Annotated in this window: 33 protein-coding genes; 11 read left to right on the plus strand and 22 right to left on the minus strand. The window is 40.8% G+C overall.

Translation table 11 applies throughout. The features are described 5' to 3' along the window. Nucleotides 1-40: 40 nt before the first annotated feature. Entirely contained in the window at nt 41-1,357 is a 1,317-nt protein-coding gene (locus tag NSS78_RS09775; RefSeq protein ID WP_050943919.1) for a peptidoglycan endopeptidase, read from the minus strand. Between the two features lie 405 nt (nt 1,358-1,762). Next, entirely contained in the window at nt 1,763-2,389 is a 627-nt protein-coding gene (gene cdaS, locus NSS78_RS09780) for a sporulation-specific diadenylate cyclase CdaS (RefSeq protein WP_268458260.1), read from the minus strand. 78 nt (nt 2,390-2,467) lie between these two features. Here cdaS and NSS78_RS09785 point away from each other — a divergent pair, with 78 nt between their 5' ends. Both NSS78_RS09785 and NSS78_RS09790 read left to right on the plus strand, forming a co-directional pair. Next, nucleotides 2,468-2,593 (plus strand): hypothetical protein, encoded by a 126-nt coding sequence (locus NSS78_RS09785; RefSeq protein ID WP_003215647.1) that lies wholly within the window; start codon nt 2,468-2,470, stop codon nt 2,591-2,593. Between the two features lie 58 nt (nt 2,594-2,651). Next, complete coding sequence (locus tag NSS78_RS09790) at nt 2,652-4,013, plus strand: MATE family efflux transporter (RefSeq protein WP_327839374.1); 1,362 nt, start codon at nt 2,652-2,654, stop codon at nt 4,011-4,013. 46 nt (nt 4,014-4,059) lie between these two features. Here NSS78_RS09790 and bshB2 read toward each other — a convergent pair whose 3' ends face one another. From bshB2 to rarD, 4 genes are all read right to left on the minus strand, one after another. Next, nucleotides 4,060-4,725 (minus strand): bacillithiol biosynthesis deacetylase BshB2, encoded by a 666-nt coding sequence (gene bshB2 / locus NSS78_RS09795; RefSeq protein WP_050943917.1) that lies wholly within the window; start codon nt 4,723-4,725, stop codon nt 4,060-4,062. Between the two features lie 18 nt (nt 4,726-4,743). Next, on the minus strand, nt 4,744-5,094 hold the full coding sequence (locus NSS78_RS09800) for a YojF family protein (RefSeq protein ID WP_050943916.1): 351 nt from the start codon (nt 5,092-5,094) through the stop codon (nt 4,744-4,746). Beyond that, nucleotides 5,091-5,372: a hypothetical protein gene (locus NSS78_RS09805; RefSeq protein ID WP_003215525.1), complete on the minus strand. Its 282-nt coding sequence runs from the start codon at nt 5,370-5,372 to the stop codon at nt 5,091-5,093. The genes NSS78_RS09800 and NSS78_RS09805 overlap by 4 nt, the downstream gene beginning before the upstream one ends. Before the next feature lie 78 nt (nt 5,373-5,450). Next, a complete protein-coding gene (rarD, locus tag NSS78_RS09810; protein ID WP_049754910.1) occupies nt 5,451-6,365 on the minus strand; it encodes an EamA family transporter RarD in 915 nt (304 codons plus the stop codon). Between the two features lie 86 nt (nt 6,366-6,451). Between rarD and NSS78_RS09815 the strand changes: the two genes are divergently transcribed. Then, the gene (locus NSS78_RS09815; protein ID WP_003216069.1) at nt 6,452-6,925 is read left to right on the plus strand and encodes a hypothetical protein; all 474 of its coding nucleotides are present in this window, start codon (nt 6,452-6,454) and stop codon (nt 6,923-6,925) included. 40 nt (nt 6,926-6,965) lie between these two features. Here NSS78_RS09815 and NSS78_RS09820 read toward each other — a convergent pair whose 3' ends face one another. After that, nucleotides 6,966-7,184 (minus strand): hypothetical protein, encoded by a 219-nt coding sequence (locus tag NSS78_RS09820; RefSeq protein ID WP_003215921.1) that lies wholly within the window; start codon nt 7,182-7,184, stop codon nt 6,966-6,968. Nucleotides 7,185-7,259: 75 nt separating this feature from the next. Then, a complete protein-coding gene (locus NSS78_RS09825) occupies nt 7,260-7,592 on the minus strand; it encodes a winged helix-turn-helix transcriptional regulator (RefSeq protein ID WP_003215692.1) in 333 nt (110 codons plus the stop codon). Between the two features lie 140 nt (nt 7,593-7,732). Here NSS78_RS09825 and NSS78_RS09830 point away from each other — a divergent pair, with 140 nt between their 5' ends. The 3 genes from NSS78_RS09830 (at nt 7,733) to NSS78_RS09840 (ending at nt 10,282) form a co-directional block, all read left to right on the plus strand. Further along, the gene (locus NSS78_RS09830; RefSeq protein ID WP_003215532.1) at nt 7,733-8,350 is read left to right on the plus strand and encodes a nitroreductase family protein; all 618 of its coding nucleotides are present in this window, start codon (nt 7,733-7,735) and stop codon (nt 8,348-8,350) included. A 235-nt stretch (nt 8,351-8,585) separates the two neighbouring features. Next, on the plus strand, nt 8,586-8,789 hold the full coding sequence (locus NSS78_RS09835; protein WP_003215965.1) for a DUF3311 domain-containing protein: 204 nt from the start codon (nt 8,586-8,588) through the stop codon (nt 8,787-8,789). Continuing rightward, the gene (locus NSS78_RS09840) at nt 8,789-10,282 is read left to right on the plus strand and encodes a sodium:solute symporter (protein ID WP_050943914.1); all 1,494 of its coding nucleotides are present in this window, start codon (nt 8,789-8,791) and stop codon (nt 10,280-10,282) included. The genes NSS78_RS09835 and NSS78_RS09840 overlap by 1 nt, the downstream gene beginning before the upstream one ends. 40 nt (nt 10,283-10,322) lie before the next feature. Here NSS78_RS09840 and NSS78_RS09845 read toward each other — a convergent pair whose 3' ends face one another. After that, a complete protein-coding gene (locus NSS78_RS09845) occupies nt 10,323-11,708 on the minus strand; it encodes a S41 family peptidase (RefSeq protein WP_137055085.1) in 1,386 nt (461 codons plus the stop codon). A 151-nt stretch (nt 11,709-11,859) separates the two neighbouring features. On the opposite strand from NSS78_RS09845, the gene NSS78_RS09850 reads away from it, so the two are divergent. Together NSS78_RS09850 and NSS78_RS09855 are read left to right on the plus strand one after the other, a co-directional pair. Next, complete coding sequence (locus tag NSS78_RS09850; protein WP_212045996.1) at nt 11,860-12,558, plus strand: class I SAM-dependent methyltransferase; 699 nt, start codon at nt 11,860-11,862, stop codon at nt 12,556-12,558. A 92-nt stretch (nt 12,559-12,650) separates the two neighbouring features. Beyond that, nucleotides 12,651-12,902: a hypothetical protein gene (locus tag NSS78_RS09855; RefSeq protein WP_003216113.1), complete on the plus strand. Its 252-nt coding sequence runs from the start codon at nt 12,651-12,653 to the stop codon at nt 12,900-12,902. 50 nt (nt 12,903-12,952) lie between these two features. Here NSS78_RS09855 and NSS78_RS09860 read toward each other — a convergent pair whose 3' ends face one another. From NSS78_RS09860 to cgeC, 12 genes are all read right to left on the minus strand, one after another. Beyond that, nucleotides 12,953-13,783 carry a M15 family metallopeptidase gene (locus tag NSS78_RS09860; protein WP_003216072.1) on the minus strand — a complete coding sequence of 277 codons (831 nt, stop codon included), beginning with the start codon at nt 13,781-13,783 and terminating at the stop codon, nt 12,953-12,955. Between the two features lie 68 nt (nt 13,784-13,851). Further along, nucleotides 13,852-14,547, minus strand: a complete 696-nt coding sequence (deoD, locus tag NSS78_RS09865; RefSeq protein ID WP_309217872.1) for a purine-nucleoside phosphorylase — start codon at nt 14,545-14,547, stop codon at nt 13,852-13,854. Between the two features lie 112 nt (nt 14,548-14,659). After that, complete coding sequence (locus NSS78_RS09870; protein WP_050943910.1) at nt 14,660-14,977, minus strand: hypothetical protein; 318 nt, start codon at nt 14,975-14,977, stop codon at nt 14,660-14,662. Nucleotides 14,978-15,031: 54 nt separating this feature from the next. Further along, entirely contained in the window at nt 15,032-15,640 is a 609-nt protein-coding gene (locus tag NSS78_RS09875) for a phosphatase PAP2 family protein (RefSeq protein ID WP_212045994.1), read from the minus strand. A gap of 48 nt (nt 15,641-15,688) precedes the next feature. After that, the gene (locus tag NSS78_RS09880) at nt 15,689-15,859 is read right to left on the minus strand and encodes a YozD family protein (protein ID WP_003216084.1); all 171 of its coding nucleotides are present in this window, start codon (nt 15,857-15,859) and stop codon (nt 15,689-15,691) included. A 250-nt stretch (nt 15,860-16,109) separates the two neighbouring features. Further along, complete coding sequence (locus tag NSS78_RS09885; protein ID WP_012010279.1) at nt 16,110-16,790, minus strand: hypothetical protein; 681 nt, start codon at nt 16,788-16,790, stop codon at nt 16,110-16,112. 144 nt (nt 16,791-16,934) lie between these two features. Continuing rightward, entirely contained in the window at nt 16,935-17,159 is a 225-nt protein-coding gene (locus NSS78_RS09890) for a YozE family protein (RefSeq protein WP_003215834.1), read from the minus strand. A gap of 79 nt (nt 17,160-17,238) precedes the next feature. Next, on the minus strand, nt 17,239-17,520 hold the full coding sequence (locus tag NSS78_RS09895; protein WP_050943908.1) for a YokU family protein: 282 nt from the start codon (nt 17,518-17,520) through the stop codon (nt 17,239-17,241). 2 nt (nt 17,521-17,522) lie between these two features. Next, nucleotides 17,523-18,923 (minus strand): lysine 2,3-aminomutase, encoded by a 1,401-nt coding sequence (gene ablA / locus NSS78_RS09900; RefSeq protein ID WP_003215473.1) that lies wholly within the window; start codon nt 18,921-18,923, stop codon nt 17,523-17,525. Between the two features lie 117 nt (nt 18,924-19,040). Next, complete coding sequence (locus NSS78_RS09905; protein WP_003216007.1) at nt 19,041-20,417, minus strand: sigma-54-dependent Fis family transcriptional regulator; 1,377 nt, start codon at nt 20,415-20,417, stop codon at nt 19,041-19,043. Between the two features lie 158 nt (nt 20,418-20,575). Next, nucleotides 20,576-21,871: a glycosyltransferase family A protein gene (locus NSS78_RS09910; protein WP_212045993.1), complete on the minus strand. Its 1,296-nt coding sequence runs from the start codon at nt 21,869-21,871 to the stop codon at nt 20,576-20,578. 17 nt (nt 21,872-21,888) lie between these two features. Beyond that, on the minus strand, nt 21,889-22,209 hold the full coding sequence (cgeC, locus tag NSS78_RS09915) for a spore maturation protein CgeC (protein WP_050943905.1): 321 nt from the start codon (nt 22,207-22,209) through the stop codon (nt 21,889-21,891). A 207-nt stretch (nt 22,210-22,416) separates the two neighbouring features. Between cgeC and NSS78_RS09920 the strand changes: the two genes are divergently transcribed. Together NSS78_RS09920 and NSS78_RS09925 are read left to right on the plus strand one after the other, a co-directional pair. Then, nucleotides 22,417-22,818 (plus strand): hypothetical protein, encoded by a 402-nt coding sequence (locus NSS78_RS09920; protein ID WP_050943904.1) that lies wholly within the window; start codon nt 22,417-22,419, stop codon nt 22,816-22,818. 15 nt (nt 22,819-22,833) lie between these two features. Then, nucleotides 22,834-23,796: a DUF3880 domain-containing protein gene (locus NSS78_RS09925; RefSeq protein ID WP_212045992.1), complete on the plus strand. Its 963-nt coding sequence runs from the start codon at nt 22,834-22,836 to the stop codon at nt 23,794-23,796. A gap of 34 nt (nt 23,797-23,830) precedes the next feature. Here NSS78_RS09925 and NSS78_RS09930 read toward each other — a convergent pair whose 3' ends face one another. Then, entirely contained in the window at nt 23,831-24,547 is a 717-nt protein-coding gene (locus tag NSS78_RS09930; protein ID WP_212045991.1) for an acylneuraminate cytidylyltransferase, read from the minus strand. A 243-nt stretch (nt 24,548-24,790) separates the two neighbouring features. Here NSS78_RS09930 and NSS78_RS09935 point away from each other — a divergent pair, with 243 nt between their 5' ends. Next, nucleotides 24,791-25,819, plus strand: a complete 1,029-nt coding sequence (locus tag NSS78_RS09935; RefSeq protein ID WP_137055078.1) for an SDR family NAD(P)-dependent oxidoreductase — start codon at nt 24,791-24,793, stop codon at nt 25,817-25,819. Nucleotides 25,820-25,839 lie beyond the last annotated feature (20 nt).

A 25,839-nucleotide genomic window follows, 5' to 3' on the forward strand; every position in this document is an offset into this window, starting at 1 on the left:
TGATCAATGGGCAAACAAAAAAAGCCGAAAATCGGCTTTTTTAGAAGAAACGTTTTGCACCTAAATAGGCTTTTTTCCAATATGGATTGCTTAAGTTTGAGATCCCCACTCCGTTGTCACTTGCGTGAAGGAAATCTCCTCCGCCAAGGTATAGTCCCATATGAGATGGACCCGCTTTGTACGTTGTGAAATAAACAAAATCGCCAACTTGAGGTGTGCTCACAGGTGTCATCATACTCCAGTAGCCTGCAGTGCTTAATCTCGATACAGACGAAACCTTGTTAATGAGATAATAAACAAAGCCGCTGCAGTCAAATCCAGATGGTGTATTGCCGCCCCATCTGTAAGGAATGCCTGTCAGCTTTTTACCTTCTTGAATCATCGTCGTGATTTTTGCATTCATTGGCACATCGGGTTTGTTATTGTTGACCGGCTTTGTCGAGCCGTTAGACGTAGAACCATTCGACCCAGTTGAGCCTGAAGCTGCACCATTAATTTTGAGAACTTGTCCAATTCTAAGCACATCGCTTTTTAAGCTGTTGGCTGTACGGATGGACTGAACTTGCACTTTAAATTGATTCGCAATTTTCCATAAAGAATCGCCTGATTTTACAGTATAAGATGTTGCTTTCCCGCTTGAAGACTGGTTACTGTTTGAATTGCTTGGTTTAGTAGGTTTCGGCTGACTTGGTTTTGATGCAGCCGTCCCTTTTACTTTCAATACTTGATTCGGATAAATCATATCAGATTTTAATCCGTTCAATGTTTTGATTTCACCAATCGACATATTGAGCGAATTCGCAATTTTCCAAAGAGAATCCCCTAATTTGACCTTGTATGTACTTGATGAAGATGAACTATTTGAGTTCGTTGTCTTATTGTTTGAGCTGGAATTTGAAGAGGAGTTTGATGACTGGCTCCCGCTTGTCTTCGTGCTTCCAGATACCTTTAGCTTTTGTCCAGGACGAATTAAGTCACTGTTTAAGCTGTTTAGACTTTTTAAGCTTGCCACTGACATTTTATGATTTTTCGCAATAAGCCATAAAGAATCTCCAAGCTTTACTGTGTAGCTTGATGTCGTTGAAGCATTTGATTTCGTTGCTTTTGAACCAGTTGACGAACTGGATTTTTTGCTTTTTGCGCCAGGAATTTTCAAGCTTTGTCCTGCAAAAATCATCGTCGTTTTTAGTTGATTAAGAGATTGAAGCTCCGAAATACTTGTATTGTACTGTTCGGCAATCTTCCAAAGTGAGTCACCGCTTTTCACCTTGATCGTCTGTGCTTCTGCCGGTGCAGCAAACACAGCTGAGCCAGCGATCGCTGAAACTGTGAGGCCGGTTACTACTTTTTTCTTCATAGATAAATCTCCGCCTTTCATGATTTCATTCAACAAGACTTATGTACTAGTTTTAAGTTTAGCATTTAACGACTCTGCTTCTCTTGCACTATTTTATCTTTATTTCTATTATATTACTCGACATGTAGACGTTGGGCAATAACAAATAGGCTAAAGCAGTCAACTCAAAATGCTAAAACAAAGCCATATCGTTTGTATCGGCCGTTTGCTGTATTTATAAACATTTTTTAAGGAATTTTTAAGTTGACGTTTAGAAATTTGTCAAAACAAGCACGCTGCTAGTTTCATAGTTCTATTCTACATGACAAATTTTTCTGTATCAAATGACTTTTTACTTAATTGCCTGTTTTTTCTCCTCAAATGAAAAAAGCATCCTTCCGAATGAAGAATGCAGCGATTGGTTTTTTATTTTCTGATTTCAGGTTCTTTTACAGTGAGCGGATAAAGGACTCCTTCTTTCGCAAATGACATTTTACCCGTTTCCTCTGAAACGACGAGAACAAGTGCATCGGTCATGCCAGAGAGTCCAATCGCAGCCCTGTGTCTTGTCCCGAGAGAAGGACTGACTTTTTTTGAAGTAAGCGGGAGCACATTTGCCGCAGATACGAGCGTATTTTCTTTGACTAAAAGCGCACCATCATGAAGTGGATTTCCTGGGTAGAAAATGCTTTCAATTAATGAAGCACTAATTTTCGCATGAAGATTTGTCCCTCTTTGAATAAAATCCTCGACCTCATCCCGCCTTTGTATCACAATCAGTGCCCCGTGCTTTTGTTTTGATAAGCTCTCAATGGCTAACGAAAATTGAGCAAATCCAGGTGTGAATTCTTCCATATACGATTGTAAATAAAACGAGGAAGCCTCTGCATGCATTTCATCAAACTCATCATGTAATGACTCGAGATCACAAAGTAGACATTGCTCAATCTCATCAAGGGAATCGATAATGTCACTTGCATCCTTCATAATTTTCATCAAGTGTGTTCTCATGCCCACTTTAAATTGCACTTCTTCATTCGTACGATTGATCATTTGACCTTTTCCCTCCTCCTTTTCGTTGTCATAAAATAACAAATTATGCGCATTCTATTGTTATGGAGGTGACTTAATATGACTATTCAGAAAGTGATTCAATATGCTTGCAGCATTTTAGGTGTTGTCAGTCTTTCCTTTATTTATGCCCAAATGTTTAAAAAAACGAAGCCATCTAAGAAAAATAATCCGACAGAGAATTGATTTTTTTACATAGCATGATATAATCCTCTCGTTATTTCTGTTCAGAGAGGAACTTATGATGAGAGAAACAAATAGCATTCAAGCTAAGGTGACACTATTTTTAACCATTTTGATTCCGATTTTAATCACTCAAGCGGGTCTTTCGCTTATTACGTTTTTAGACACCGTGATGTCTGGAAAAGTGAGTGCAGAAGACCTTGCGGGTGTTGCGATCGGTTCTAGTATTTGGACACCCGTTTATACAGGACTTGCTGGTATATTAATGGCCGTTACGCCAATTGTCGCTCAGCTGATGGGCGCAGGGCATAAAAAAGATGTTCCTAAGGCTGTCTTTCAGGCGATTTATTTATCCTTTATTTTAAGTATCTGTGTGATTGCAATTGGAACAATTAGCATCCCTTACGTATTAGGGGGACTTGGACTTGAGCAATCCGTAGAGGATATTGCGCGGTATTTCTTAAGTTTTCTTGCTTTTGGTATCATCCCGCTGTTTGGTTATTCGGTGCTCAGGTCATTTATTGATGCATTAGGGAAAACACGTGTAACGATGTTTATCACGTTAACAGCACTTCCGATTAACTTTGTGTTAAACAATGTATTTATTTTTGGGAATTTTGGCTTTCCAAAGCTTGGCGGTGCGGGAGCTGGTCTTGCTTCTGCGTTGACGTATTGGGCGATTTTCATCATGAGTATTTGTATTGTCATGAAAGCAGAACCATTTGCCTCATTTCGTTTGTTTCAGAAACTGCCTCAAATCAATATCTCCCGTATGGGGCAAATACTGAAAATCGGTCTTCCTATTGGGTTTGCGATTTTTTTTGAAACGAGTATCTTTGCAGCAGTTACGTTATTAATGGGTCACTTTGATACTGTGACTATTGCAAGTCACCAGGCTGCGATGAACTTTGCTTCCATCTTATATATTTTACCGCTCAGTATCTCGATGGCTTTAACGATTGTCGTTGGGTTTGAAGCTGGTGCCAAGCGTTATAAAGACGCGCAAAGCTATAGCTATATCGGAATTGGAACGGCGGTATTATTCTCCTTGTGTACGGCAGCACTCATTTTATTATTTAGACCAGAGATTGCTGGTTTATACACAGCTGAATCGGCTGTTTTACAGTTGACACAGCAATTTTTGATTTATGCGATCTTTTTCCAGCTGTCAGATGCCATTGCAGCACCCATTCAAGGGGCGCTGCGCGGCTATAAAGATGTTAACTATACGCTCATTGCCGCATTTGTTTCATACTGGGTGATCGGCCTTCCTTCCGGCTATCTGATTGGCACCTATACCTCGTATGGGGCATTTGGGTATTGGATTGGTCTCATTGCCGGACTTGCCGCTGGTGCCATTGTCCTCTTTATCCGTCTCAGATTGATTGAAAAACGATTGCTTCAACAAGCGCCCAATCACTAAATACGACACAAAAAAACAGCTGATCAATGTCAGCTGCTTTTTTTATTTAGTCATTCCATTGGTACGTCCAGAAAATTTCTTCATCGAACCATTTTTGGACGACAGGTTCTTTGTTTTTCAGCTTCTGTTCAAGCTCTCTCAGCATGCCTTCTGTTTGCGTTCTATGCGCTCTCAGTGCATTTAATTTGATATCTGCTACATCTGTAATGTCGATCGTAATATCTGCATTTCCAAGCACTTCTTCTCTATTTTTCGTAATGGCCATGCAGTATGTGACAGGACGATCTTCTTTTTTCTTACGATAAAGAGCGCGAATCACCGCTTCCCCTGTCGCATCATGATCAGGATGTACACCGTGTCCAGGATAAAACGTCACAATCAGTGTAGGTTTGACTTCATCAATGATGGTTTCCATCACATCAGCTAAATACTCGTCGTCTTCAAATTCCAATGTTTTATCACGAAGTCCAAGCATACGTAAGTCTGTGATATCCATTTCTTTGCAGGCGCTGATTAATTCCTGTTTTCTTAATTCAGGAAGTGTTTCACGGTTAGCATATGTTGGGCTGCCCATATTTCTGCCCATTTCCCCAAGTGTCCCGCATGCATACGTGACTGGGATGCCGCGTTTTCTACTTTGTGCAATGAGACCTGCAACCCCAAACGATTCATCATCTGGGTGAGGCAGCATCACTAGTACATGTTCATTCATGACTCGTCACCCTTTCTTCTACACCTGAAATGGTGTTTCACTAATTTGTAATGAGATCGCTAGTTTCCCGTCTGGCAAGTGCCCAGCTAACAGCAGGCGGCCATGGTCATCAAACACATAATCCGTTAATCCTTCTGCGTAAATCCAGCCATCTTCTGTTTTCATTCCAACACGGTACGGACCTTGTCCTTTTATTTTCGCCTGTGAATAGACGACTTTCGCATTGCGGATATAGGCAACGACCGTCATATTTTGTTCATTTACATGAGCTGAATAAGAACCAGTGGTCGTTTCAAGATGAACGAAGACTGGACGATTTAAAAACGATTCAAGATGTGCTGTGACATCTTCCGTTTGAATTGGTTTCATGAGTGGTTCCTTCCTTCATTTTGAATTAATTCGCGCAGCTTTTTTGTATGTAAGCTGATCAGCTGCAGCTGATGATCATGCCGAAGCCCACTTTCTAATATTCTCTCTACAGCGAGTACATATTTTTGATGAAATGATTTTCTCGCCCTCGGATGAGTGCGCGCATCGCTTAAATCATCACATATTGCCTCGTGTAAAGAAGACATATCATCGACATCAAGCTGACGATTTTTCCATAAAGATTGATAAGCAGCTGTAAGCTCATTGGCTGATGACATGTAATCACCTCTACAGTTTTGGTAACAACTTATTATGACATGATCCGCCTTCAAAAAAAAGCAAACTGCTCGTAGGACTTAATGAGAATTCGCAGTTTTTTTCATGCGTAATTGAGAGGTCGTAAACAATAAAATCGCCACCCAGATACAAAGAAACGTCACAATTTTAGCTGAAGATAAATGCTCGTGATACACAAATAACCCTAAAAACAGCGTAATCGTTGGTGCAATGTACTGTAAAATACCCACTTGATAAAGAGGAATTCTTTTTGCCCCTTCAGAGAATAAAAGAAGCGGTACCGCAGTAAAGACCCCTGCAAAGAATAAGAGACCAAGCGATCCGAAGCTGTTAGGATTCATTGTCACCACAGGTTCTTTTAAGAAGAACAATAAGTACACAAGAGCTGCCGGGGCTAGAAGCAGCGTTTCAATTGTCAAACCAATGGCACTCGTGAAGCTCATTCTTTTTTTAATCAATCCATAAAAACCGAAGCTAAAGGCAAGTAATATTGCCACGACAGGAAATGAACCGTACTGAATCGTAGAAAGAATCACCCCAGCTGCGGCAATTAAAATCGCAATGGTTTGTAATTTATTGAGCCGCTCTTTCAAGAAAATGATGCCTAGTAAAACAGAGACAAGCGGATTAATATAATACCCTAAACTAGCTTCTAGCATAAGATGATGGTTGACTGCCCAAATGTACACATACCAGTTAACCGATATTAAAATAGCAGATAATAGTAATGAAAAAAGTGCCTTGCCATCGAGCATGAGACCCTTCACTGTCTGCATCGCCGGCCGGACTTGTTTTAAATACAGAAGAATACCGCACATAAAAACAAATGACCATAAAATTCTGTGCGCTAAAATTTCGCCTGACGAAATATGTTCCATCAGTTTCCAATATAACGGGAATAATCCCCATAATGTAAAAGATGCTGCCGTATAGAGAACACCTTTTGATTGCTGTTGTTCGTTCAATCTAACCATTCCTTTCTAAACCTATCGTATATTATAGCACGCACTCAAGTGAATGGGCATATACTAATTCAGGGCATTTAGAAAGGATGATTTGCATGTTTGACTGGAACCGATTATTCCCTTTTCAAAAGCAATTTTCAAAAGAAGCCTTAAAGAATTCAGACCCTAAAGACGTCGAGCAGTACGTCAATCAAGTGATGGAAAGTGTATTCGGATCCAATTATCCTGCTCAGTTCCCTTTTCAGGACCCACTCTCTCAACATCAAAAAACGAGAGAAACAGACGTCAAAAAAGAAAAAGAACCCGAAGTGGAAGTGTTCGAAACCACTGATCACGTGTTCGTTAAGATTGAGCTTGCTCGGCCGAGCACAGAAAAAGTAAAAATTAAACATACAGCCAACCTGCTGTTTATTGATCATTTTCCTGAGGAAGGCACGCAGAAGAAAGTCGTCCTCCCTGCTGCTGTCAAAAGAAAAGGAACGAAGGCTTCGTATCAGGACGGTATTTTGGAGATTATGTTTTTAAAGCATGATGATCCGGGGATTTCTGAAATCGATATTCCATTATAAAAAGCCTGCTTTGATATAGAAGCAGGCTTACTCTTTTTTCTTAATAGTATGGTGGATATCCTCCGCCATAAGGTGGTGGAACAGGCGGTGGTGGTGGCGGGTAATATGGACGGGGATAATTAAAAATCGCACTTCCTAAAAACCCGCCAAGCAGTCCGCCGACTAAAGGAGCGCCAAAACCAAAAAATAAAGGGACTCTGGATTCATATGGCGGAATGCCAGGGGCGCCGCCTCGGAAATACGGAGTATGAGGGTACATGCATTTCTCCTCCTTTGTCATGTGCCTAAGATCAGCATATTCATCAGGAGTCAAAACGTTTGGGCAAACCTGAAACTAGGCTTGTTCCTTTTTTTCATGAGATTCTGTATATTCCCCTGCCCACCTAGATACCTCATGAAACACATCATTTAGCGCATTTCCTTTTTCAGTTAAACAGTAAATGACTTTCACAGGCGTCTCAGGCAATACAGTTCGCTCTATAATCCCTTCTTGCTCAAGTTCCTTTAAACGCTCTGCGAGCATTTTTTGACTGATGGATGGGATAATGTCCGTCATGTCTTTAAAACGCTTTGGACCATCAAGCAATACATGAATAATGAGACCGTTCCACCTTTTGCCTAGCAGTAAAAAAGCTTGCTGAATGTGTGGACATAATTGAAATTCCATAAATTTCAGCCTTTCTTTTCATGATTGTTTGACAAACTAACGGTATACAATTTAAAATATATCTCTAGTTACAATAAGTAAGTTTCTCACTTTTTAGTTATTGTACCATATTATTTGCAAAAACGGGAGGAAATATCCACATGGCGACTGATCAAAAAACGATTGACATTTTAAAACAAAGAGCTTCAGTAAAAGAGTACGATACAACTCATGAAATGACAAAAGAAGAGTTAACAGAGCTTCTTGATATCACAACAAAAGCACCATCCGCGTGGAACCTTCAGCATTGGCATTTCACTGTCTTCCATAGTGCTGAATCTAAAGCGAAGTTACTTCCAATCGCTTACAACCAAAAGCAAATCTCACAAGCATCAGCTGTTATTGCTGTACTAGGTGATCTTGAAGCCAATCAAAATGGTGAAAAAATCTACAGTGAGCTGGCAGAACAAGGCTTCATTACTGAAGACATCAAAGAAACATTGATGACTCAAATCAATGGCGCATACCAAAGCGAGCAGTATGCACGTGAAGCTGCGTATTCAAATGCTTCATTAGCTGCTATGCAATTAATGATTGCTGCAAAAGCAATGGGCTATGATACATGCGCAATGGGTGGTTTCAGTAAAGACGCCTACATCAAAGAATTCAATGTAAGCGGCCGATATGAGCCAGTCATGCTGATTTCAGTTGGTAAAGCAGCGAAAGAAGCTCATAAAAGCAATCGTTTCGACATCGAAGAAGTATCTGATTTCCTTTAAAATTGGCAAGGCCTCAGCTTTCATGCTGAGGTTTTTTTATTTGGTTTCAATATTATTTCTGCATATTTTCTTTTCACTTTACCCCTTTTCACCTCCACTTTTTCTCCTTTTTAAGAATGAAAGCGTTATATTAGTATGATATTCAGCGAAATGATTGTTTTTTCTGAAAATGGTCTTGTGATCTAATCTGACAACTGCTATTATTATGAAATTACAAAAAATTCAGGAGGAAATCATGAATAAAAAATTGATACTGGCACTACTTATAGCGATTCCATTCATCGGACAGCTCGCACTGCTGCCCTTTGCGAATCGTATCCATCCATTTGTGATAGGCCTGCCTTTTTTCCACTTCTGGCTCTTACTATGGATTGTTCTCACACCAGTCTGCACATTCATCATTTACCGCATGCAACATTCAAATGGAGGAACTGACTAATGCAAGGAAATTTAACAGCTTTATTGATTACAGCAAGTATCATTTTCATCGTCGTGGTCATTGGATTTGCCGCTGGCCGTGATAAATCATCCAGACAGTCAGTAGAGGAATGGTCTGTCGGCGGGAGAAAATTTGGCGGGCTGCTCGTCTGGTTCCTCGTTGGCGCAGATTTATACACAGCTTATACCTTTTTAGGGCTCACTAGTACAGCCTATACAGCTGGAAGTGTCGCTTTTTTCGCTATTCCCTATTCAGTTCTAGCGTATTTTATTGCTTATTTCTTCTTACCAAAGCTATGGACGGTTGCGAAGAATCACAACCTCACAACGCTCGCTGATTATGCACGTGAGCGCTTTGACAGCAAGCTGTTATCCAGTCTAATTGCAATTATTGGAGTACTTATGCTCATTCCTTATATTTGTCTTCAACTGAGCGGGATTCAAGATACGTTAACTGTCGCTGGAACTAGTTATATTAATGTGAATGCAGTTGTTATTATTTCATTTATTTTAGTCGCACTTTATACATTTTTCAGCGGGATTAAAGGTCCTACATATACAGCCATTATTAAGGATATTCTCGTTTGGGTCATCATGCTGTTTATGGTGGTTTCACTGCCAATCATTCATTTTAACGGCTGGACTCCGATGATGAATACGTTAGCTAAAGAAGCTCCACAGCTTCTGACAATTCCTGACGGCGGTCCTAAAGGCATTTTATGGTTCATTACCGCTTCAGGTGTTTCTGCCCTTGCTTTGTTTATGTGGGCACATGCGGCAACAGGGGTATTTACAGCAAAAAGTGCAGATGCTATCCGTAAAAACAGCATGTTTTTGCCTCTTTATAACATCGTATTGATTTTGGTCATCTTCCTTGGATTTATTGCCTTTTTGGTCTTACCAGAAGATACGAATCCAAGATTTGCACTTCTTCATTTAATTCAAACGTCATATGGCGGCGTGATGCAGGGTCTTGCTTATTCAACGATTGCACTGGCTTCCCTCATTCCATGCTCGATCATGGCCATTGGTGCATCGAATTTATTTGCCAATAATTTATATCGTGACTTAATTCATCCGAATGTATCACCTAAAAGGTTGACCATCATCACTCGTTCAATGGTGTTTATCGTGATCGGACTGGCTCTATTATTCGGAATGCTCTTCCCAACAGCACTTGTGACGCTTCAGCTCATTGGTGTTTCAGGAATGGTTCAAATCTTCCCAGCCATTGCGATCAGCTTGTTCTGGAAAAAACAATCGAGAGAAGCAACGATTGCGGGGTTAGTTGTTGGCATCATCGTCACCTTTACAGCCAATATCTCACAAGTCACGTTCGGTCTTTATGAAGGGTTTCTTGGTTTACTAGCAAACGTTGTGGTCATCCTGATTTTGAATCCATTCTTCCAAAAGAAGGTCACATCCAATTCTGTCATGAATGAACTATTTGAAAAAGATCAAGACAAAACAGAAGCGATGGGAAACAACGCGTAAATATAAAAAGAGCAGTCCCCCTATGAGGACTGCTCTTTCTTTATTTCATTTCTTTTTTTAAGACTTCAATGGCTTTTTTCATTTGAGTATCATTTTTCTTTAGCTTATCTTGGATCTTTGTCATCAGTACTGTCGTTGTATCTCCCGTCAGAATTCCGTCTGCTTTCAGATCGTTGTCTGTTTGGAAGCTTTTGACGATCGTCTGGAAGGCTTGATCGTACTCACCATTTGCTTTTGCTTTGTAGTCAAGCGCTTGGAACATTTTTTGAGCCGCTTTGACTTCATCTCCATTGTCATTCAGCTGATACGTTTTTTTCGGGCTTAAGTATGGCAGCTTTGCATAACTTGGGAGCGATGCTTTGACCTGTGGTTCAATTCCTTTTTTATGAATCCACGAACCATCCGGCGTTAGCCACTTGGCAATGGTTAACTTGACACTAGAACCATCATTATAGCTTTGCGCATTTTGAACAGTTCCTTTACCAAATGTCTTTTCACCAATAATTTTGATACCTGAAGATTGGTGCAGAGCCGCCGCCATGATTTCTGCAGCGCTGGCTGAGCCACCATTTACAAGGACAACTGCCGGCTGATGAACTTTGCGTTCTTTTTCAGCCTTGTACTCTTCTTTCTTCCCTTTTTCTTCAACTTGCATGATGACTTTCCCTTTATCGATAAAGTCATTACTCATTTCAATCGCTTCTGTCATAATGCCGCCTGGATTATCTCTCAGGTCAATGACAAACCCTTTTGCCCCTTTTTTCTCGAGGTCATCAATGGCTTTATCTAACTCTTTTGACGTTGTTTCAGCAAAGGACGTAATTTGGATTTCTCCTATTTTGTCTTTTGTGAGTTTTGCATACACTGTTTCAACTGGAATGGTGTCTCTTGTGATGGTCACATCAACATTTCCCACTCCTTGGCGGTTAAGGTGAAGCTTGACATCCGTTCCTTTTTTCCCTCTGATTAGAGAGACTGCTTGATTGACCGACATGCCTTTTGTGCTTTTTCCATCCACCTTTAAAATACGATCATGAGGTTTCAACCCGGCTTTTTCAGCAGGAGAGCCTTTAATCGGTGCGACAATTAAAATTTGTCCATCCTTCTCTTCTACTTGAGCACCAATTCCTTCAAATGATGAAGAAATGGTGTTGTTAAATCCTTCGGCTTCCTCCTGATCCATATATGTAGAGTATGGATCATCAAGTGATGCGATCATTCCTTGAATCGCACCATCTACTAGTTTTTGATCATCCGTTTTTTCGTAATACTCATCTTTTACTTTCGTATACGCAGCCATGAGTTTACTAAACTTCTCATCTCCTGAGACATTGACAGTCCCTTGTTTTGTGATCACAAATGTAATCGCTGAGGACAGTGCCGCTGTCACCAAAATAGCGATGACGATCTTAAATTGTTTTTTCAAAAAAACACCACCTTTATCTCCTTTCATTATTATCAAGGACGATGCTTCATCCGTCAACCAAAGGATCGAAGTTCTCTTTGAAAAGATAAGCCATTTGACCTTGCATTGCATAATCTTTAAAGAGGAACTTGATAAGGAAAGAAGGGATTTTATGAGTGATTATGTAGAAATGCTTGCCTATTTTGGCGTATCTAGTGCCCATCCTGGCGGAATTGAGTTAACAAAAACGATGCTTGAGCATATAAAATTGATGCCTGATGCGCGCATACTGGATGCGGGATGCGGGACTGGACAAACGGCGGCATATTTAGGCAATATCGGTTATCAGGTGGAGGCGATTGATACACACCCTTTGATGATTGAAAAGGCTAATCTGCGATTTGAGCGAGAAGAACTGCCGATCCACGCACTGCAAGCATCGATCGAACAGCTGCCATTTCCAGATGAAGCGTTCACTCTTCTGATCAGTGAATCTGTTTTGAGCTTTACCAACCTTCCAGCGGCACTTGCTGAGATTAAACGCGTGCTTGCCCCTGGAAGTCAACTTGTTGCGAATGAAGCAGTATTAAAAGCACCCCTTACACCGAAGGAGCTTGCCGCCGTTCGAGATTTTTACGGGTTTCACGCACTCTTTTCACTTGAAGAATGGAAGGAGCAGCTAAAAGCAGCAGGATTTCATGACGTTCGAATTCTCTCATTTGATGATCACATGGTACAAGAGGAGCCGACAGAAATGGAATTATCTGAATATATCCCGCCTTCTCTTTACGAAACGATGCAAACACACTACGATCTGATTCAAGCACACCGAAAGCAGCTAAGCCACATTCTATTTGAATGTACCGTATAAAATGAGCGAATCTCCTATATGTTTTGTCCAAACTCTATGAGGTCTCTCGCATAGGATAAGAGGGAAAAGAGTTTGTCATAAGGAGGAAAAATATGGAGCGCTATCAAAAGCTTTGTCAGCAGCATATGGGGAAAGTCGCTAGAATCACAGATCGTAATGGCAGAGTACATGTCGGACGCATTGAGCGGGTGACAAACCGCAAAGTGTATATTCGTCCAGTCGGCGGTTCTCGCGGCGGCTTTGGCTTTGGTTATTACGGAGGGTATTACGGCTGGGGTGCCGCTTATGGCATCGGGCTTGGTTTCATTACAGGTTTCGCATTAGCAGGATTGTTCTTTTTTTAAAAGAAGAATAAAGAAGGCCCCCCGAATAGCTGGGAGGCCTTTTTATTTGATTAAATTTTCTTCACTTTATTCATGTACTCTTCAAATGTTAAATCGTGATCATGCATCGCTTTTGCTGCTTCTTTTCCAACATAGCGCAGATGCCACGGCTCATATTCATATTTTGTCATGTCTTCTTTTCCTTTTGGATAACGAATGATAAAACCATATTTATAGGCGTTTTTAGCCACCCATTTGCCATCAGGTGTTTCACCAAACTTTTCAGAGATGTCAAAGCCGGCACTTTTTGAGGAAATGTCCATTGCAAGGCCTGTTTGGTGTTCACTTTCGCCTGGTAAAGCTACTGCTTCTTGCGCTTTTTCTTTGCCTTTTAACTTGACTTCACTATCAAAAATGACCTTTTGACGGTCATAGGAGCGATAGCCAGATACGGCAGCCAGCTCAAAGTTTTTCTTTTTCGCATCTTTGAATAATGTCTCAAGTGCTTCTGCTGCTTCTTTACGAATATATCGTTTTTCAATATCCTCTGAAAAAGAGAATTCTACTTTTGGAACAACGAGATCAGAAGGTTTATAGGTTCCTGGTAATGCGTATTCTTTGTTGACAAGTGCTAGCACGTTTGCAGGATTTTGAATGGTTTTCAGCCCGCTTACCACTTTGATGTCATTGAAATATTCACTCTTTAACGTCAGCTCTTGATCCGATGAATCTGCTGTATTGTTTGAGTTTTGCTGGGTAGATGAATTTTCTGCGCTTTTTTGTTCGTTTGTTTTGTTCGATTCAGATGTACCGCTTTTTTGATCCAGCAACTGGCAGCCCGATAGTGCGGCTGTCAAACCAAGAATCGATGCGATTGAGAGTATTTTATAGCTTTTCTTCATGACATACCTTCCTTTTGCTCTTCTAAAAAAATAAAGATGCGCTACATCGTAGCACACCCTTTATACTATTATAAAACGGAGTCTAGCGCAATTAAGATCATTTCGTCAAATGTCGTTTGACGCTCTTCAGCCGTTGTTTCTTCTCCTGTGAGAACATGATCACTCACTGTCAGAATGGATAACGCTTTACGATCAAATTTTGCTGCAAGCGAATATAGAGCGGTTGTCTCCATTTCAATTGCTAGAATTCCGTATTGAGCCATGAGCTCAAGTGGTTTTTCATTGTAAAATTGATCTGCTGTAAATACATTACCGACACGAACAGCGACATTTTTTGCTTCTGCTGTGTCGTATGCTTTCTTAAGCAGTCCAAAATCAGCGCAAGGTGCGTAATCAATCGGTCCAAACGCCACACGATTCATTTGTGAATCTGTTGAAGATGTTTGAGCTAAAATGACATCTCGTACGTTGACATCCCTTTTAATAGCCCCGCAAGATCCAACGCGGATTAAGTTCTGAACATCATAGCTTTGAATGAGTTCATTCACATAAATCGAAATAGAAGGTACGCCCATTCCGGTTCCTTGTACAGAAACGCGCTTTCCTTTGTAGGTTCCAGTATAACCATACATTCCGCGCACTTCGTTATAGCATTTGACATCTTCTAAATATGTATCTGCAATATATTTCGCACGAAGCGGATCGCCTGGCAGCAATACCGTTTCTGCAATTTGTCCTTTTTCTGCTCCAATATGTACACTCATTTTTTTAGCCTCCACTTACGTTTACTATGTGTTTTGTCCTATTTAGTATAAACGATTGAGCCCAAAAAAGAAAATACCAGCTAAAGCTCGAGCTGGCATCGAAAATCTCTATTTAACTCATCGTCAACAGTCGTTTACTGCGTTTCCATCCTGCCGGAAAAAGCTGATAATAGCATTTTCCCTTTTTCTTATCATCAATCACAACAATATCACCTGTTGTGATAAACCGTGCATTGTAATCACTAGGGACTGTATCATGTACATTAAATGTCGAGAATGCTTTTTCCAGAACATCCAGGTGTGTTCTGCCGCCAATCTTTGTCCGGTACACAGGCTGATGCCCACTTGCAGCGCCATATTCAGGTGTCTGATAAATGGTTAAGTGAAATGCTGAAGGTTTCTTTTGAAAAAATCTCAACGTCAATTGCATTCAAATCCCTCCCCTTTTATATAAAATTGGCTGGGGTCTGTCAATTTCCTTCTTCTATTTTTGTCGAACGGCAGACAATTTTTCGTCAATCTTTTTACAAATGAGAAATAAAGCAAGTCCTATCGCAAAACCGCCTGCAACATCTGTCAAAAAATGAACGCCGATATACATTCGGCTGATCCCAATCAAAACAACACAGACCCCTGTGATCAAGTAGACGATTTTTTGTCTTTCTTTCAGCCATGGAATCATTTCAACTAATAGATAAGCTATAAACGGATAGATTGTGGCTGCATTCATCGAATGTCCGCTCGGAAAGCTGTAATACGTTTCATTGACAAGATGATCAAAGGCCGGACGCTCTCTAGCAAACAGCCCCTTTAGTTCATGGTTGATGGTCTTTTCTGTGAGATATAATAGAAAAAGCATCATGATAGAGTAATAGCGCTTATACATGAATAAAGCGACACTAAAAATGAGCATGATGGGCACGAGCAGCGCACTAATGCCAAAGTCCGTCAAAGTCAGCATGACATCATTTAAAAAAGGGAGTCTGATGCTCTCAAACCATAAGATGATCTGGTTGTCCAATGCTTGACCCACTCCAGATACCATGAGCGCAGCAATGGCACCAAATAAAATTAAAAGAAATAGGATATACACGCGAAAGATTCTCCTCCCTCTCTTCAGAATCACTTCAAAGTATAGTGCCTACCACGCCTCTTCTTCAACTATCATTGTTTTTTTCAGCATATATTCAAACGTAATGTCAGCCAGCTCAAACGTTTCCAGCTCCGCAGGTATGTACCCTCTTTTGACCAGCTCCATGTAGAAGAATTCCGCAATTTCCTCTGTATCGATCACCAAATCTGCTTCTTTCATGACATTCCGCCTCCTTTTTTATGATGTATGAACGACGCCTGTTTTTTATTACAGTTTGTCATAATGGCTCATTCCATACATATAAATGCAGTAAACAAAAAGAAAAGGGGTTTGAGGCAATGAAATGGTTCAGCATATTAGATGGAGAAATGTTTGATCAGGTGATGGGCCGTATCTTGAGGGGATGGTTTTATGTGATTGTTTTTTTCTGTGTGCCTTATTTTTTATTCGTGTTAGGACAAGTCTTTCTTTAACCAAAATGCTCGTGTAAACTTTCCAATATAAAATCCATCATATCTTTGTATTCTGGATCTTCGAAAAATTCGTAGAGAATTTTATAGTCATTATAAATATCAAGAAGCTCATCCACTATAGATACAGCGAGAAATTCTAGTGATGCTTCGCTTTCTTGTTTCTCTTCTAATTGTAATAGAGCTGTTTGCACCATATCTTCTTCCATTTCTTTTGAGGTTTCACCGACGTAATGCACAAAAAGAAGCTGATGAACGAACTGGTCCATCTCATATTTCCTTAGGACAAGCGTTAAGTCTTCCTCTTCTGTTTCCAGCCACTCTCCGTCCTTTAGCCTCGTGAGTTCATAAATGACATCTTCCCAGCCATCATCAAGGTATCGCCATATTTCAGTCCGATGCCCAATAATTTTAAATAGCTCTTTTCCGTAATCTTTTACATATACAACATCGCCAATGAGGAACTCATATTCAATGTCCAGCTTTTCTGTATCCACAATCACCCCGTCGTACTCATCGTAAAGCTGAAGTGATGTTTCAAAATAAAGCACCTCATTATGATTGACCTCATACAAATAGTGCTGGTCAATTTGATGGACTTTTGTAATCGTTCCAACTGTGCCGTACATGACAACGACGACAATATCCCCTACTTGATATTTTGGTGCTTTCGCCTTCATTCTGTCTCCCCCTTGCCCGACTTTTGGTCTTAAAGTATCGTATGCCGGCGCAAGGAATTCTGCATGGGCAACCACACCATGCAAAACGCCATTTTATTTCTCATCAAAAAACCGCTTCTCCCATCTGGAAAAAGCGGTTGTGTGTTATTTTTTTTTGACTTCTACTTCATATTGCTCAAACGCTTCGTCAAATGTTGTCATTGAGCTTAAATAATCGCCATTTAATTCTAAATAGGCACACAGCTCATGATAATCAGTGGACGCTTTCGGGAAGCTGTGATCCTCATAAGCGGCATTTGCAAAATGGCTGATTTCATCTTTCGGTTTTGGATGTCTGTACTTCATTAAATAATGGTAAAACGACTTCACCTGTTTTTCCCTCCGCGACACTCTATTTTGTTGTTATATTATACAGCAATTTGATGACTTGTATAGGCGGAGGTACAACTTATGATGAAAAGTCAAAGTAATTTCGCTTTAATAACCGCTCCATGCTCATTAATTCTTCGTATGAAATTTTTTCTGGAAGTTTTGTCTGATCCACTAAAATTAATTGATCTTCTATCCCTTTAACCGTCTCATCCTTTTGATATGTCATACCGCAGTGCGTGCAGGAAATGGACGGTGTTTCGATGATTTCAATGGATTGTGTGCCAGTGATCAGTTCCCAATAGACTGTTGTCTGCTCTGCGTTTGCTTTGTTTTCCTCACACCAATCACATGTCAGCAAGGTTATTTCTCCTCCTTTACAGTTTGATCTTTTTTGAGCTGCGCTTGATATTTTTTCTCTTTTAATTCATCTCGTTTTTCACGTTTGTTTTTGAGTGTGTCATGCTCAGGATTTGTCTCATATGCTTCTCTTCGTTTCATCCGGCTTAAATTCTCTGGCGTAAACGATTTCGCCTCATCCTCAAATAGTGCGGTAATACCAATTGCCGGGTCTTGTTTCTCTTCATAAATTTCATTAAAATACGCATCTGCCTGGCCTGCGACGTAATGCTCTGGTTCAGGGTAAGAGGTGATGACACCTTCAAAGTTACGAAGGACGACTTTGTCAGGGCTTTGCGATAATAAATAATTTGGCTGCAAGGCGATCTTTCCTCCGCCTCCTGGTGCATCCACAACAAAGCTTGGCACGGCATAGCCGCTCGTATGCCCTCTTAAGCCTTCTATGATTTCAAGACCTTTTGATACTGGTGTTCTAAAGTGGCCAATGCCCTCAGATAAGTCACACTGATAAATATAATATGGTCTGACCCGTATCATCACGAGATCGTGCATCAGCTTCTTCATAATCGGCACACTGTCGTTAATTCCTGCAAGGATGACGGCCTGATTACCTACAGGCACGCCGGCATTTACAAGACGTTCGCACGCTTCTTTTGCTTCTTTCGTAATTTCAATGCTTGTATTGAAATGGGTATTCAGCCAAACTGGATGATATTTTTTCAAAATCTCGCACAGCTCATCTGTAATGCGCTGCGGAAAGACGACCGGCGCGCGGGTTCCTATGCGAATGATTTCAACATGCGGAATGTCTCGTAAGTTTTTCAAAATGTATTCAAGCACTTGATCATTGATTAAGAGCCCATCTCCGCCGGAAATTAACACATCCCGCACCTCAGGTGTTTCTCTAATATATCCAATGGCAGCATCTAACTGCTTTTTTGGCACGCCCATACCGATCTGACCGGAAAAACGTCTTCTCGTACAATAGCGGCAATACATGGAGCACTGATTTGTTACAAGAAAGAGCACACGATCTGGGTACCGATGTGTTAACCCCGGGACAGGTGAGTCTTCATCTTCATGCAGCGGGTCTTCCAGGTCATATTTTGTTTTATGAAGCTCCTCAGCAATTGGCACAGATTGCATACGTACTGGACATCTTGGATCGTCTGGATTCATCAATGAGGCATAGTAGGGTGTAATGTTAAGTGGAATGGTTTTGGTGGAAATCTTCACCCCTTCTCTTTCCTCTTCTGTTAAGTTTACGACTTTCTCTAAATCTTCAAGCGTTTTCACGGTATGCGTCAGCTGCCAAATCCAGTCGTTCCACTTTTCCTCAGGTACATCTTTCCAAAGCTCAATGTCCTTCCAATGACGCGCCGGTTCATATAGTTTTTGATTCATATCCATTCCCCCTATCAGCATTCACCTTATACTATGCAAGTTATGTGCCAACATGGGAAAATGCCCCTATTCTTTATAGAAGGAGCTTTACCCGTGATATTCAATGGATGGTGATGCCTATATTTCGGCATCTGCATATTTCTTCAGTTTATATTGCAGTGTTTGTCGAGGGATTTTTAAAGCGGCAGCGGTTTTTTTAATATTGCCATGATGCTTGTTTAAAGCTTCTTGAATGAGTGTTTGTTCAAATGAAGAAACCTGACTTTTTAAGGAGGCATTGAGTGTTCCTTCCTCAAGCTTCTGCGTACGTAAATGAGCAGGAAGGTATGAAGGTGTGATGTCTTCCGCTTCCTTTGGCATCATCAATACGGCATGCTCAATGGTATGTTTTAATTCTCGAACGTTCCCCGGCCAGTGGTGAGCCATAAACAATTGCTTTGTTTCTTCAGAAAGGCGTTTGACGTTTTTTGAAAACTGCTGATGATAGGTTTGAATGAAATGGCGGGAAAGCAGCGGGATGTCTTGCTTTCTCTCACGAAGCGGCGGGATATGAAAAGATGACACATGCAGTCTATAAAATAAGTCTTCTCTTAAAATTTGCTTTTTCACCGCTTCAAATGGGTCCATATTGAGTGCAGTAATGAGTCTTACATCTACTTGAATCGCTTTTGCATCTCCAATGCGGCGCACCACGCCATCCTCTAACACACGTAATAATTTCGTCTGCAGCGTGAGCGGCATCGCTTGCAGTTCATCAAGAAAAAGCGTGCCTCCATCAGCTAATTCAAAGAGCCCCTTGCGATCAATTGCGCCTGTATAGCTCCCTTTGACAGATCCGAACAATAGGCTCTCAAGTAGCGATTCTGGGAGTGCCGCACAGTTTTGCGGAATGAACACTTGGTTTTTCCGATCAGATTCATGAACGATGGCTTGAACGAGCACTTCTTTCCCTGTCCCTGTTTCCCCGTAGACAACAACTGATGACGGATAAGCAGCAGCTTTTTTTGCCTTTTCAAGCATTTCATTTAAGAGCGGATCATTTGTTAAAAATGAAGAAAAATCATGCATTTGTTCTGCCCCAGCCGCATCGTGTATTCGTTTTTTTTGATCTAAACGATTCGAAAGGGCTGACAGCTTCGATACATCTTTTGCGACTTCGACCGCACCTATTAACTGGCTGTCTTCAATAATAGGCAATGTCGTATTGACGGTCTCAATTCTTTCGCCGTTTTTATTCAAATAGGTTTGCAGCGAATGATAAATGGGCTTCCCTGTTCTCAAAACATGCATGAGCGTACTTGTTTTTTCTGTTAAAGAGGGATACACATCAAGGATGTACTTGCCAATCACCTCTTCTTTTTGTAAACAGTCAAACTTAGCGGCATTATGATTGTAAAAGATCGTCATTCCTTGATCATCTACAACATGGATGGCTTCATCAATGGCTTCTAAAATTAATTCAAACCAGTCCGCTCTTTCGACAACCTTCCCCATTCTTTCCCCCTCACTTTCAGTGCCGAAAAACTGGCATCTATTGCCGAATTTTCAGCGGCTTGATCATCTTCATCACACGTTCTCCAGTCCTTTCATGTTTCGCTTTTTCCTTGCAACTTCCTGCTTTTTTTGTCAATAGCGTCAAAAAAGCACCCCTCTTATGAGGAGTGCTTTCGCCCTGATGTTTGATAAAGAGACATATCGAATTCTTGCAGCGATTCCATATACAGCGGCATTATCGGCTTTCCTTCTTGAAATAATGTAAATTGGGAAGGGTATAAATTAATTGGCTGATGATAAAAAGCAAATCGCTTTACAACCTCAGGGTCAATACGGCAAAAAGTATGATGCATCAGTAAATAGACATCTTGTTTCCATTTAAAGAGCCGCCTGTTTGGCGGATTAAATACTGGTGACACTTGAATCATGCCGCCCTCTTCATACATCTGAAGCCGTTCATTTGAAATCGTATAGATATCCTTAGGATGAAACTGAAAATATTGCACGTCACGCTTTGAAGCAAACCGCCTTTTTTTCTGACCTTCAATATAATAGAACGTTTTCCCATGATCTGCTGTGACAACTGTATAATTAGGTACTGCCAGCATGTCTTTCATCTCATATTTCATCGCACATAACGATGGAACCCGAATGGCGCGTCTGTTTTTTTCGTTCACCCAGCACCTTTCAATTTCATGAAGATTCCCGCCTGCGATTTGGTAGTAATCCCCTTCCTTTTCAATCACCGTTCCGTCAATGAGATCATACGGCATACTCGAAAACAAATGATGAAAGGAATGAGGCGTTTTATACGTTGTATCAAGTACATCTCTTAATGGAAAAAAAGCAGCAAAATCATTCAGCCTCATCCAAAAAACAGAATCTGCATGATGCCAGTGTTTCGGCTCATCAGCCCAATATTGTCCGTATTTTTCATGAATTAGCGGAAGCAAACGCCTTCTGTGCATGACCGAACAATGGTCCACTTGAAAGGACGCATGCTCCAATATTTGGTCTGCTTCACGCACAAAGTTCATCGTCTCAACTAATTGCTTATCAACATGCACGACCCGCTGCGAGGAATACACAATATCGATATGAGGCTTCGACTGAAAAACATCCACCATTTTCTGCAAACGATCTTGATGATACACGGTATCATCGGTTAAATAACAAATGAGCTCACCTGTTATACGAGCTAGCGCTTCATTAATTAGTGTCGCATACCGTACGGTTAACAGCCGTTTTGCAGGATGAACCGTGCGTGAATACAGATGAATGCGCTCATCTTCTAAATAGGGCTGGATCTTTTGGATGGTGCCTTGTTCTGAGCCATCATCCATAATGAGAAGCTCCCAATTTGAATACGTTTGTTCCACCATACTCTTTAGCACACGATCAATGAAATCAGGTTTATTGTAGCTTGTTAAAATCACCGATACTTTCATGATCATTATCCTTTTTAATTAGATTAAAAAGCCCCCCAGCTGACGATGTTCACGTAAGGAACATTCACTCTTAGCTGATTTGTCGCGTTTTTAAAGACCGCTACTGTATCAAAGAGCTGCACAACAACTACGTTTTGAAGGACATCTCCATTGACTAAATGAACGCGTGGCACTGGAATGCCAAGTTCAAGCCACGGACGAAGTAATTCTTTGATGTCTGACACACTCTCTTCCTCACTTTCTTCTAATAGACGAAGAAGAAGTAAAATCAAGATGACTTCAAGTACTCCTTCTGCTTCTAGTAATTCTTCGTTCCAACCATTTAATAATTGATCAAATTCCATTCATAATCCCTCTCTCTTCGCATTTAATCTTTACTAGAGTATGAGATTCACTTCATTTAGCCTCAGCATTTGAAAACATTTTTAAAAATGTGTGAAGTGATTAAATGATAAAAAGAACAAGGAATCAGCGTTCTGCTTATACCAAAAAAAATGAACGGCATATACATAGGGGTGAGTTTGAATTGATGAAGAAAGGATGGGAAAAAAATGAGCGACAAGCGTGCCGAATTAAAAAAAGAACTATTGAAAGTGTTTTTCAAACCACTTACTCGTACATTAACAGTTAATCTTGAAGAAGGAGGAGTTCAAATGGAAGAAAAATTGAATGATTTATTAAGTGAAGTGGCAGCTGAGGCATCACCTTCAGATTCTGCTACAACACTTGATGTATCGCAGCCAGCAAGATGGATTTTTGCAAGACTTACACCAGGAACCGTCATTAGCATTGTCACTGACTCAGGAGACTTAATCGGGCCAGTTCAATTCGTATCATTCGATGCGTCAACGGGTGTTGTCTTTGTTACACAAGAAAGCTCAGTCACACCAACAGGCTCTGCAACGACTTTATTAGATGTAGATAAAGTTGAAAGTGTTACGTTCACGTCTTAATATGAGAGGGCCATCATGAAGCTTCTTTATATCAGCTCTGGCTACGGCGGAATCTATCATATGTTTGATCAATGGGTAGAAGAGAGCTTCATTGATTCCCCCTTTTCATGTGTAAAGATTGACCGAGAATCTCTACCCGCTCACATGCACAAAATCCGGACATTTTCTCCGGATTTTGTTTTGATGATGATCGGTGATCATGTTCCGAGCGAAGTGCTTTATCAATTCAAACAAGAAAAGATCCCGATCGTTTTGTGGATGACAGAAGATCCCTTTTATACAGATGTGTCAGCTGCTTGCACGCGTGATGCGCGGCTCATATTAACAATTGATGAAGGAGCTTTGCCATTTTACAAGCAATTGGGCATAGGTCACGCCTACTACTTTCCCATTCCGGCAAATACAAATATTTTTCAAAAAAATGAATCGTCTGAAAAGATGTGCATCTACGACATTGCACTCATTGGCTACCCTTATCCCAACCGCATGAAAGCCATTGATACACTCTTACAACAAAAAAAATGGCGAATTCTCGTTGCAGGTAAGGAATGGCATCGTCATTTAAATAAGTCACGAAGACATGATCGCGATCTCACATTAGTGACCAATTGGCTGAGCCCTCAGCAATTGGCGGACATCTATCAGCAATCAGCGATTGTTCTTAACCCGCACAGACCGGCTCAATTTGCTTATAACAAAAACAAAGCCATGGTTCAAAATGTAAGCCTGAACAACAGAGCGTTTGATATCGCTGCAGCTGGAAGCTTTCAATTGACGGATCTACAACCGCCTCAAGCTTTTTCAAGCTTCGCTTTTTATAAAGATGAGGACGATTTGCTAGAACAGGTTGAATATTATGGATCAAATGCCGAGAAAAGAAAAGCAATCGCACGAAACAATTACGAACAAGTCGTTTCCTGGAATACATTTGAGTCATTTCCACACAGACTTTATGAGATCGTAAAAAGCGCCCTATGACCGGGCGCTTTTCTCGTTGAAATTCTTCTTATACCTAACCCTCCGCATCTCTGCGAGCCAATAAGACTTTCTCCGCTTTCTCAAGATCTTCTTCCTGTTTGACCACAAGTGATTTTTGGGAATCCATGATATACGCTCCAACAGATCCTTCTAAAAAGGAATGAATGCATTCTTTTGCATATAGAACATGAAAAGCATACACTGCTCCATTTAAACGGCCATACGTATATGGCTGCTCATGCTTTGGCATGAAAAAGTAATGATTGTCCTTATATAAAGTGGCTTCATTATTCTCATGCAGTGTCCATGTCTCATTTGGGTTTTCTAGCGCCTCTGTAAAAGATGCCACGCAGTCATAGCTCCCTTCTACTAGAAGCTGCAAGCACTTCTCAATATCTTCCGGATGTCTTAAAGGAGACGATGGATGCAAATATAGAACAATATCAAAGGTCTTCCCCTCACGCTCTAAGTAAGCAAGCGCATGCTTCACCGCTATGAGTGACGGTGTTTGTTCTGTTACATGACTGTCTGGAAGTTCTATCACACGGGCTCCGTAGTGAGAAGAAATGATTTGTGTATTGACATCCTCTGTAGAGACGATGATTTCGTCTAACTCAATCATTTGCAGTAACGGCTGAATGGTCCAATAGATGAGCGGCCGCTCCGCCAATACGCGAATGTGTTCATCATGCTGATCGCGCCTGCTTCTAAAAGCTGGTATCAAGGCTAAAATACGATTTCCCCTATACATGTATTCCCTTCTCCCCTCGCGCAAAGCTCTCTACATATTCTTCCGAGCTGATCGCAGTACTGAAGTGTTCAGGTCTCTCTTTTTTCTACTTATTCTCTTATCTCTCCATATTCTATTAAAACGTCATGCAGATGGTTATAATGTGTTCACCTAATTTATATAGAAAGTGGTTCTTTTCCTCAAACGGATACCACTCTTTCACATATGATGCAAAGTAGAGAAATGAGAGTTGGGGGATTAGATATGTCCAAAAAGATAGAAACGAGTTTGAAGGCTTTTTTTCGTGACAAAACGATATTAGTTACAGGCGGTACAGGTTCAATCGGACGTCAAATTGTGAAAAAATTAACATCATGCTCTCCAAAAAAGATTATCGTCTTCAGCAAAGATGACAGCAAACAATACATGATGAAAAATGAGTATGCGGATCACCCAGAAGTCGCCTTCGCTTTAGGCGATGTACGAGATGCAAGCCGCGTGAGACAGCTCGTCAAAGGCGTTGATATCATCTTTCATGCAGCCGCCTTAAAACAAGTACCTACTTGTGAAGACAATCCGTTTGAAGCCGTGCAAACAAATATTATCGGCGGGCAGCACATCATTGAGGCTGCAATCGAACATGAAGTCAGTCATGTTGTCAACATCTCCACAGACAAAGCAGTTTCTCCGACAAATGCCATGGGTGCAACAAAATTAATTTCAGAAAAACTATTTTTCCAAGCAAACGAAAGTATTCTGAACCAAAAAACATTGTTTTGCTCTGTGCGTTTTGGCAATGTGCTTGGATCAAGAGGTTCCGTCATTCCCATCATGCTCCAGCAGCTGTTAAATGAAAAACCTTTGACCGTAACTGATCCTCATATGACACGTTTTTTTATGTCCATCGAAGAGGCTGTCTCCCTCACACTTCAAGCAGCCATCATGATGAAAGGAGGCGAAACGTTCATTCTCAAGATGGAGTCATTACAGCTTGCTGATCTCTTAAAAGCGTTTCATGAATATGCTGCTCAAATCAAGGTCTCATCTCCGGAAATTCTCGTTGTCGGGAAAAGACCTGGAGAAAAGCTTCACGAAGAGCTTACATTTCCGCACGAAGCAGATGCACTATTTGAGCATGAACAATTTTATGCCATTTTACCAAGACCAAAACTGCATGCTTCCTTTCAAAAAGTCGACTTAACCAATTACACATCCAATGAAGCGCCTCTCATTACAAAAGAAAAGCTATTCCGCATCATTGAACAATTACATCACACGCATCATAAAAAATAAAAAATCGTCACACGGAAGCA

Origin of the sequence: Bacillus sp. FSL W8-0920, assembly GCF_038593215.1 — a bacterium.
Lineage (GTDB): Bacteria > Bacillota > Bacilli > Bacillales > Bacillaceae > Bacillus > Bacillus pumilus.

Coding starts and splice junctions, on each gene's coding strand:
- NSS78_RS09775 (WP_050943919.1), bottom strand. CDS start 1,357: ATGAAGAAAAAAGTAGTAACCGGCCTCACAGTTTCAGCGATCGCTGGC.
- cdaS (WP_268458260.1), bottom strand. CDS start 2,389: ATGATCAATCGTACGAATGAAGAAGTGCAATTTAAAGTGGGCATGAGA.
- NSS78_RS09785 (WP_003215647.1), top strand. CDS start 2,468: ATGACTATTCAGAAAGTGATTCAATATGCTTGCAGCATTTTAGGTGTT.
- NSS78_RS09790 (WP_327839374.1), top strand. CDS start 2,652: ATGAGAGAAACAAATAGCATTCAAGCTAAGGTGACACTATTTTTAACC.
- bshB2 (WP_050943917.1), bottom strand. CDS start 4,725: ATGAATGAACATGTACTAGTGATGCTGCCTCACCCAGATGATGAATCG.
- NSS78_RS09800 (WP_050943916.1), bottom strand. CDS start 5,094: ATGAAACCAATTCAAACGGAAGATGTCACAGCACATCTTGAATCGTTT.
- NSS78_RS09805 (WP_003215525.1), bottom strand. CDS start 5,372: ATGTCATCAGCCAATGAGCTTACAGCTGCTTATCAATCTTTATGGAAA.
- rarD (WP_049754910.1), bottom strand. CDS start 6,365: ATGGTTAGATTGAACGAACAACAGCAATCAAAAGGTGTTCTCTATACG.
- NSS78_RS09815 (WP_003216069.1), top strand. CDS start 6,452: ATGTTTGACTGGAACCGATTATTCCCTTTTCAAAAGCAATTTTCAAAA.
- NSS78_RS09820 (WP_003215921.1), bottom strand. CDS start 7,184: ATGTACCCTCATACTCCGTATTTCCGAGGCGGCGCCCCTGGCATTCCG.
- NSS78_RS09825 (WP_003215692.1), bottom strand. CDS start 7,592: ATGGAATTTCAATTATGTCCACACATTCAGCAAGCTTTTTTACTGCTA.
- NSS78_RS09830 (WP_003215532.1), top strand. CDS start 7,733: ATGGCGACTGATCAAAAAACGATTGACATTTTAAAACAAAGAGCTTCA.
- NSS78_RS09835 (WP_003215965.1), top strand. CDS start 8,586: ATGAATAAAAAATTGATACTGGCACTACTTATAGCGATTCCATTCATC.
- NSS78_RS09840 (WP_050943914.1), top strand. CDS start 8,789: ATGCAAGGAAATTTAACAGCTTTATTGATTACAGCAAGTATCATTTTC.
- NSS78_RS09850 (WP_212045996.1), top strand. CDS start 11,860: ATGAGTGATTATGTAGAAATGCTTGCCTATTTTGGCGTATCTAGTGCC.
- NSS78_RS09855 (WP_003216113.1), top strand. CDS start 12,651: ATGGAGCGCTATCAAAAGCTTTGTCAGCAGCATATGGGGAAAGTCGCT.
- NSS78_RS09860 (WP_003216072.1), bottom strand. CDS start 13,783: ATGAAGAAAAGCTATAAAATACTCTCAATCGCATCGATTCTTGGTTTG.
- deoD (WP_309217872.1), bottom strand. CDS start 14,547: ATGAGTGTACATATTGGAGCAGAAAAAGGACAAATTGCAGAAACGGTA.
- NSS78_RS09870 (WP_050943910.1), bottom strand. CDS start 14,977: ATGCAATTGACGTTGAGATTTTTTCAAAAGAAACCTTCAGCATTTCAC.
- NSS78_RS09880 (WP_003216084.1), bottom strand. CDS start 15,859: ATGAAAGAAGCAGATTTGGTGATCGATACAGAGGAAATTGCGGAATTC.
- NSS78_RS09885 (WP_012010279.1), bottom strand. CDS start 16,790: ATGAAGGCGAAAGCACCAAAATATCAAGTAGGGGATATTGTCGTCGTT.
- ablA (WP_003215473.1), bottom strand. CDS start 18,923: ATGAATCAAAAACTATATGAACCGGCGCGTCATTGGAAGGACATTGAG.
- NSS78_RS09905 (WP_003216007.1), bottom strand. CDS start 20,417: ATGGGGAAGGTTGTCGAAAGAGCGGACTGGTTTGAATTAATTTTAGAA.
- NSS78_RS09910 (WP_212045993.1), bottom strand. CDS start 21,871: ATGATCATGAAAGTATCGGTGATTTTAACAAGCTACAATAAACCTGAT.
- cgeC (WP_050943905.1), bottom strand. CDS start 22,209: ATGGAATTTGATCAATTATTAAATGGTTGGAACGAAGAATTACTAGAA.
- NSS78_RS09920 (WP_050943904.1), top strand. CDS start 22,417: ATGAGCGACAAGCGTGCCGAATTAAAAAAAGAACTATTGAAAGTGTTT.
- NSS78_RS09925 (WP_212045992.1), top strand. CDS start 22,834: ATGAAGCTTCTTTATATCAGCTCTGGCTACGGCGGAATCTATCATATG.
- NSS78_RS09930 (WP_212045991.1), bottom strand. CDS start 24,547: ATGTATAGGGGAAATCGTATTTTAGCCTTGATACCAGCTTTTAGAAGC.
- NSS78_RS09935 (WP_137055078.1), top strand. CDS start 24,791: ATGTCCAAAAAGATAGAAACGAGTTTGAAGGCTTTTTTTCGTGACAAA.